The organism is Actinoplanes sp. NPDC051411 (assembly GCF_040682075.1).
GTDB lineage: Bacteria > Actinomycetota > Actinomycetes > Mycobacteriales > Micromonosporaceae > Actinoplanes.
In genome coordinates this window covers 22,651-29,398 of sequence record NZ_JBFBAD010000122.1, presented here as the reverse complement: position 1 = coordinate 29,398, position 6,748 = coordinate 22,651, and the positions used below count along the sequence as shown (strand labels likewise).

At 69.5% G+C, this 6,748-nt stretch carries 7 protein-coding genes and 1 pseudogene; 4 read left to right on the top strand and 4 right to left on the bottom strand.

What is annotated here, in order from left to right; genetic code table 11:
- Window positions 1–449: 449 nt before the first annotated feature.
- Window positions 450–974, top strand: a complete 525-nt coding sequence (locus AB0M88_RS42350; RefSeq protein WP_364111934.1) for a YbhB/YbcL family Raf kinase inhibitor-like protein — start codon at window positions 450–452, stop codon at window positions 972–974.
- A gap of 44 nt (window positions 975–1,018) precedes the next feature.
- On the opposite strand, the gene AB0M88_RS42345 is transcribed toward AB0M88_RS42350, so the two are convergent.
- Both AB0M88_RS42345 and AB0M88_RS42340 read right to left on the bottom strand, forming a co-directional pair.
- Window positions 1,019–1,732 (bottom strand): class I SAM-dependent methyltransferase, encoded by a 714-nt coding sequence (locus AB0M88_RS42345; RefSeq protein ID WP_364111932.1) that lies wholly within the window; start codon window positions 1,730–1,732, stop codon window positions 1,019–1,021.
- 237 nt (window positions 1,733–1,969) lie between these two features.
- A complete protein-coding gene (locus AB0M88_RS42340) occupies window positions 1,970–2,386 on the bottom strand; it encodes a hypothetical protein (protein ID WP_364111930.1) in 417 nt (138 codons plus the stop codon).
- 51 nt (window positions 2,387–2,437) lie between these two features.
- Between AB0M88_RS42340 and AB0M88_RS42335 the strand changes: the two genes are divergently transcribed.
- Window positions 2,438–3,997: a hypothetical protein gene (locus tag AB0M88_RS42335; protein ID WP_364111928.1), complete on the top strand. Its 1,560-nt coding sequence runs from the start codon at window positions 2,438–2,440 to the stop codon at window positions 3,995–3,997.
- A 111-nt stretch (window positions 3,998–4,108) separates the two neighbouring features.
- Window positions 4,109–5,395 (top strand): annotated as a pseudogene (mptB, locus tag AB0M88_RS42330) (polyprenol phosphomannose-dependent alpha 1,6 mannosyltransferase MptB); the annotation flags it as partial.
- Between the two features lie 63 nt (window positions 5,396–5,458).
- Here the strand turns inward: mptB and AB0M88_RS42325 are convergent.
- On the bottom strand, window positions 5,459–5,851 hold the full coding sequence (locus AB0M88_RS42325) for a VOC family protein (protein ID WP_364111926.1): 393 nt from the start codon (window positions 5,849–5,851) through the stop codon (window positions 5,459–5,461).
- Window positions 5,848–6,414, bottom strand: coding sequence for a TetR/AcrR family transcriptional regulator (locus AB0M88_RS42320; RefSeq protein ID WP_364111924.1), 567 nt, complete (start codon window positions 6,412–6,414; stop codon window positions 5,848–5,850). The genes AB0M88_RS42325 and AB0M88_RS42320 overlap by 4 nt, the downstream gene beginning before the upstream one ends.
- An 89-nt stretch (window positions 6,415–6,503) precedes the next feature.
- Between AB0M88_RS42320 and AB0M88_RS42315 the strand changes: the two genes are divergently transcribed.
- Window positions 6,504–6,734 carry a hypothetical protein gene (locus tag AB0M88_RS42315; protein ID WP_364111922.1) on the top strand — a complete coding sequence of 77 codons (231 nt, stop codon included), beginning with the start codon at window positions 6,504–6,506 and terminating at the stop codon, window positions 6,732–6,734.
- Window positions 6,735–6,748 lie beyond the last annotated feature (14 nt).

The following is a 6,748-nucleotide window of genomic DNA, read 5'->3' as shown; positions in this document are numbered from 1 at the left end:
CGTGCGCTCTCCGGGGTGACGATGCGGCCGGGGGGGGGGCGGCCAGGCGGGGGGCGGCCGGGGGCCGGGGGCGGCACCCCCCCGGGGCCCCCCGGGACGCCGGACCCGGCCGCCGGGCGGGGGGGGGGGCGGGGGGGCCACCCGGGCCCCGCGCGGGGCGCCGCCCCCCGCGGGGGGGGGGGGGCCCCGACTTGCGGCCGCTGGGTCCGCTGCTCTCAGCGACCTATCACCACCGAGCGCGGGGATCTCAGCCGCACGCACCCGGTCGGATGTCAGACAGAAGCATCGCCCGGCACCACTGCGACACCCCACACCAGCTGTGCGTTTCCCCGATCGGGTGAAGGCAGCGGGTAATCCGGGCGAAAGATGGGCGCAATCCGGGCCGGTTACCGTCGGCCATATCGGGGAAAACGGATCAGGTTTGCACCGTCTCGCCGGAGGACAACGCCATGAGTCTCGAACGCGCCGTGGCCCCGGACCCGTACGACCTTCTCCCGCCGGTTCCGTCCTTCGCCGTGGCCAGCGCCGATGTGGCCGACGGCCGGCCGCTCGACGAGCTCTTCGCCCACCCCGGCGTCGGCGGGAAGAACCTGTCGCCGCAGCTGTCGTGGTCGGATTTCCCGGCCGAGACGCGCAGCTTCGTGGTGACGTGCTTCGACCCGGACGCGCCGACCGGCAGCGGCTTCTGGCACTGGATCGTGGTCAACCTGCCGTCGTCGGTGACCGAGTTGCCGCGCGGGGCCGATCCGCTGCCCGAGGGCGCCTACTGCGTGCGCAACGACTACGGCGAGCGCACCTACGGCGGGGCCGCTCCGCCGCCCGGGGACCGGGCTCACCGCTATGTCTTCGCGGTGCACGCGCTCGACGTCGACCGGATCGACGTCGGCTCGGACGCCCCGCCCGCCTACGTCGGCTTCAACCTGACGTTCCACACGCTGGCCCGGGCCGTGATCAGGCCCACGTTCCAGAGCTGAAACGGAAAAAGCCGCCCGAAGGCGGCTTTTCCGTATGCCTCGGGTCAGGCGGGCTTGCGCGCGACCACGAAGACCGACTGGCCGAACGGCGGCCGGACGATGCTCTCCGCGGCCTTGGTGACCGGGAGCACCAGGCTGTCGTAGATCTTGACCATCGGGCCCTCCTTGGGCGCCAGCTTGAAGATGCTGGTGGCGCCGTAGTAGCCGATGAGGCCGAGGGCGTTGGCGTAGTGCAGCTTCTCGATCTCGAGGCCGGCCTCGGTCATCGCCGCGCGCATCGACTTCTTCGTGTATCGCCGGATGTGGCCGGTCGCGATGTCGACCTGGCTCATGGCGAACATGAAGGCGGGCACGATCAGGATGATGCGGCCACCGGGACGCACCAGATCGGACATGCTGCGCAGCGCGCCGACGTGGTCCTCGATGTGCTCGAGCACGTTGTAGGACACGGCGGCGCTGTATTCGCCGTTCGCGTCGGGCGACGGGAGCAGCATCTGGCGTACGTCGATGCTGGGGTGATCGACCATGCGCTCCTTGAGGAGCACCAGCCGGTCGGGGTCGGCTTCGGTCGCCGTGAACCGCGGAAGGTGCTCAGCCCACTCGAGCGCGTAGTCGCCGAGGCCGCTGCCGATCTCGATCGGGTTGTCTCCCAGGTAGGGGAGAGCGAGCTCGACGAACCACCGGCGGTGGTTCACCGCCGTGGCCAAGCCTTCGAGTACTTCAGACTGGATCCGCTGGTCTCCAGTGATGTCTGCCATAGGTGTAGGTTCCCTCGTCTTGCCGATCCGGAAGCTGACAGCGGGACCGCACGAGTTAACCATCCGGCACGCGTAACCGAAAGTTGAGCCCGGGGCGGCTACCCATTATTTGCCTGATTGAGACATAGGCCGGGTGGGTACTACCGGGTGTTGCGGTGCATCCAGGCGGTCCGTGGATGCCCTGAATACGACGTTCATATCGGCTCGATCACGCATCGGCCGCTCGACACAACAACGTTACCAACCTCGGTTAGGCTCGCCGACGCTATGACGATTACGGGTATTGACTCGACAGGCCAGTCGGCGGGTGGGAACGTTCTGCCACCACGCCAAGCGGCCGACGCCGACAGCCTGGAAACCGACGCTCACGACCTTGATGCCGAGCTGCTGTCGTTGGAGACGGATGTCACCTCGACCGCGCCCATCTCGGTCGTTCCCGCCGAGCGCCCTACCCCTGAGCAGGAGCAGACCCGTCGCCGGGCGTGGTGGCAGCTCAATTGGCGGGACGTTCTTGCGATCGTTACTTTCGTCGCTGTAGCGCTCTACGTCACCGCGCCCTTGTGGTTCAACCTTGATCATGAGATGCGCGACGATCCACAGGATCAAGCTTTCTTTGAGTGGATGCTGGCGCACGGTGCCCGAGTCATCACGCACGGGGCATATCCGTTCTTCTCGGATCTCCTGAATTACCCCGATGGGGTGAACATGATGGCCAACACATCGGTGCTGGCCGTTTCGCTTCCGTTGACGCCGGTCACTCTTCTGTTCGGCCCGCATGTGTCGTTCAACGTATTTCTTACTCTCGCGTTGGCATGCACCGGCATCTCGTGGTATTTCGTGCTCTCGCGACAGTTCTTGCCGTCGCGCCGGGCGGCCTGGATCGGCGCGATGTTCTGCGCATTCGCACCGAGCATGATGGCTCATGCCGGCGGCCATCCGAACATCGTCTCGCAGTTCCTGGTGCCGCTGATCATCTGGCGGACGCTCGCCCTGCGGCAGGGAAAACCCCTGCGTAGCGGCCTGATTCTCGGTGGCCTGCTGATCTGGCAGGCATTCATCAACCTCGAGATTCTGTTCATGACCGCGGTCGGCCTGGGCATCTTCTGCCTGGTGCTCGGCATTTCCCGGCGGCGCCGGCATCCGGGTGAGGTGCGGGCCTTCCTGCAGGGTCTCGCGGTCGCCGCGCTAGCGGTCGTGGCCGCACTTGCCTATCCGCTGAGCGTTCAGTTCTTCGGGCCGCAGAGCTACCAGGGCCTCTCGGCGTACGTCAAAAACTTCGGAACCGACCTCGGCGCCTTTACCGCCTATTCGAGTCATTCGGTGGCCGGTAACGCGACGACCGCGGCGCGTCTTGCACAGAACTCGGCCGAGGAGAACGCGTTCTTCGGCTGGGGCCTGGTGATCCTGGTCCTCGGCCTGGTCGTCTGGATGCGGCGCAACATCGCGGTGGTGACACTCGGCGCGGTGGCCCTGCTCTTCGCCGCGATGTCGCTCGGACCGCGAATTTTCCTCAACGGCGTCAACACCGGCATCCCTGGCATCTGGGCCTTTTTGCAGCACGTTCCGGTCCTCGACTCGGCGGTGCCGACCCGGTGGGCGATGGCGCTCGCGCCGGTCGTCGGCATCGTGCTGGCGCTCGGCGTGCAGAAGGCGATCGCGCTCGTCCGCAGCCAGCCGGCCGCCCGCGGCCCGGTCCGAGTGGCGATGATCACGGCGGTGGCGATGGCCCTGGTGCCCCTGGTGCCGTACCCGGTGCAGGCCGTCGACATGGCGCCGGTCCCGCAGTTCGTCACCGCCGGCACCTGGAAGCAGTACGTCGACGCCAACCACAGCCTGGTCGCCCTGCCCCTGCCGGGCAGCGGCTACCCGGCGCCGATGCGGTGGAGCGCGATGACCGGCCTCGACATGAAGATCGCCGGGGCGTACGCGCTGCTCCCGACCGAGAGCGCCCTCAACCCGAACGACCACAGCGCGACGTTCGCGCCGCCGTGGCGGCCGACCAGCGGCCTGATGGAGTCGATCAAAGAGGGCAACCCGATCCCCGAGATCACCGACACCCGCCGCGAGATGACGCTGGCCGACCTGCGTTACTGGCACGCGGCCGTGATCGTGCTGGCCCCGCAAACCCGCGACATCGAGATGCTGCGGGCGATGACCGAGATCATCGGGTTCGAGCCGACCTGGAACGGCGGCGTCTGGATGTGGGACGTACGCAACCTGGTCGACAACCCCGACGCGATCCTGACCGGCCCCGACATCAGCTGACCCGCTCGAGCCGGCCCGCCTCGGCCGGCTCGAGCAGGCGGTCGTCTGACCGTCCTCCGCTGTTCGCCGTCGGCTGGCCTGCTGCTCATCCGCGCTCGTGAGCATCGATGAGTGGCGTCACCAGCGAAGATCAGATATCTCGGGCTGGCCGCGGCCGTGCTGCTGGCAATCGTCGCCTGGCTCGGCGGCGCGCTGCCACACGGCGATCTGGCCAGCACCCCGGTCACCATCGCCCGCGGCCCGTACGGGCCGGTCATTCTCCTCGGCTGGGCGGTGGGCACCGCTTTCCGGGCGTACGCGTGGTGGACCGCCCGCGACCGCACCGACCTGACCGCCCGCTGGGTGCTCGTCACCTCGGTGCTGTGGCTGCTGCCGTTCCTGTTCGTGCCGCCGTACGGGAGCCGCGACGTCTACTCGTACGCCTGCCAGGGCTACCTCTATCTGCACGGCGTCAACCCGTACGCCCACGGCGTCCAGGCGCTGCCCTGCCCGTGGCTCGACGGCGTGTCCCCGATCTGGCGCGACACCACCGCGCCGTACGGTCCTCTGTTTGTTCTGATCTCGGGTTTCGCCGTGTGGATCGGCGCCGGTTCGTTCGCCGCCACCCTGGCCGTCTTCCGGGTGGTCGCCGTGCTCGGCGTGGCCGGTGTCGCGGCCGGCGTGCCGGCCATCGCCCGCCGCTGCGGGGTGCCGACCGGGCGTGCGCTCTGGGTCGCCCTCGCCGGCCCGCTGATCGGCGCGCACCTGGTCGGTGGCCCGCACAACGACGCGCTGATGGTCGGCCTGCTGGTGGCCGGTTTCGCCCTCGCCCTGTCGCCGCGATTGTCCCTGCGGGCGCTGGCCGGCCTGCTGCTCGGCCTGGCGGTGGCGATCAAGGTGACCGCGATCGTGGTGATCCCGTTCGCGGTGCTGCTGGTGGTGGGCCGGCCGGTCCGCCTGCGCCCGGCGGTCGTGCTGGCCGGTTCGTCGCTCGCCGGCCTGGTCGGGCTGACCGCGGCGAGCGGGCTCGGCTTCGGCTGGATCGCCGCGATGCTCAACACCAAGGACCTGGTGCAGTTCACCTCGCCGCCGACCGCGGTCGGGATGACCGTGACCTATGCCGGGAAGCTGTTCGCCGGCGGCTTCGACGCCGTGCCGGCGATCCGGGTGCTGGCCACCGTCGTATTCCTGATCATCCTGGTCGCCCTGTGGTGGCGGGCCGCCCGCTCGGCCACCCCGGTCGAGTCGGCGCTCCGCCTCGGCGCCTACGCCCTGGGCGCCACGGTCGCGCTCGCCCCCTACTTCCACCCCTGGTATGCGACCTGGCCGCTCGCGCTCCTCGCCGCCGTCATCGTCCGCAACAAGCTGATGATGGCCGTGTCGATCGCCGGGCCGCTGCTCGTGCTCCCGGACGGCAGCGGTCTCGCCCGTTTCATCAAGTTCCCGGGCGCGCCGCTGATGACTGTGGTGCTGGTGGTGGTGCTACTGCGCGTTGGACCATTCGCGCGAGCTCAGCACCAGCCGGTATCCGTCGGGGTCGCGCACACTGACCCCCCAGCGGTTCCAGTACGGCCCCTGGTCGACCCGAGTGCCGCCGGCCGCCTCCAGCCGGGCGACCAGACCGTCGTCGACCGGCTCGCCTAGATAGAGCACGAGCAGGTCGTGCTCGGTCGGGGTGGGCTCGATCCCGGCCGCCACCAGCTCGAGGTGCCAGCCCGCCGACCGCCAGCCGACCATGAGGATGTCGTGTTCGCCCGGGCCGTGGCCCTCGCCCCGCCAGAGCACGCCGAGGCCGAGACCGTTCACGTAGAACCGTTCGGCGACGGCCAGGTCGCGGCACGGCCGGGCCAGCCGGATCGACGCTGTCTCGATCATCGGGTGGATCCCCCTTCGATCAGGGCGGTCACCAGGTCCTGGAGCCAATGCGGGCGGACTGGGCGGTCGGTGAACACCGCGCGGTACATCAGCGGGCCGAGCAGCGCGTCGGCGGCCCGGTCGACCTCGGGCACCGCGCCGCCGCGGGCCTGTTCGCGGTCGAGCATCGCGGCCAGCTGGGCGTGCCGGTCGATCATGCAGGCCTTGCTCGCGGTCGCGCCGGCCCCGATCGCTGCGCGGAGGATGGCTATCCCGTCGGGGTCGGAGAGGTCGGCGGCGACCTCGGACATCCAGCGTTCGAGGTCTTCGCGCAACGAGCCGGTGTCGGGCACGACGACCTCTCCGCTGACCCGGCTCGAGACCACGTCGGTGATCAGCTCGGCGATCGAGCCCCAGCGGCGGTAGAGGGTCGCCGGGTGGACGCCCGCGCGATCGGCGACGACCGGCAGGGTCAGGGACTCCGCGCTCTGTTCGGCGAGCAGTTCGCGTACGGCCTGGTGGACCGCGGCGCGCACCCGGGCCGAGCGGCCGCCGGGTCGCGTGGTCGAGGGGGTCGCCGCCATGAGCCCCATTATCGCAGCGATCACACCGGTCCTTATTGCAAAGATCATCGCTTTAACGTTAGCTTACGGGAGCTGGATTCGGGGCGTCGGTGCTCGGCAGCTTCGGGGCGGTGGTGCGGCTGCCCGGGCCGTCCGAGCGGGGCGAGTTGTTCGCGGTGGCCTACACGATCGCCTATCTCGCGCTGAGCATTCCGGCCGTCATAGCCGGGGTCGCGGCGACGGCGTACGGGTTGCGGGCCACCGCGATCTGCTACGCGGTCGGTCTCATCGTTCTCTGCCTCGCCACACTGGTGTCCGCACGGCCCCGGAAACGCCGGTAACCGGCTGGGGCGAC

Coding starts and splice junctions, on each gene's coding strand:
- AB0M88_RS42350 (WP_364111934.1), top strand. CDS start 450: ATGAGTCTCGAACGCGCCGTGGCCCCGGACCCGTACGACCTTCTCCCG.
- AB0M88_RS42320 (WP_364111924.1), bottom strand. CDS start 6,414: ATGGCGGCGACCCCCTCGACCACGCGACCCGGCGGCCGCTCGGCCCGG.
- AB0M88_RS42325 (WP_364111926.1), bottom strand. CDS start 5,851: ATGATCGAGACAGCGTCGATCCGGCTGGCCCGGCCGTGCCGCGACCTG.
- AB0M88_RS42335 (WP_364111928.1), top strand. CDS start 2,438: ATGATGGCCAACACATCGGTGCTGGCCGTTTCGCTTCCGTTGACGCCG.
- AB0M88_RS42345 (WP_364111932.1), bottom strand. CDS start 1,732: ATGGCAGACATCACTGGAGACCAGCGGATCCAGTCTGAAGTACTCGAA.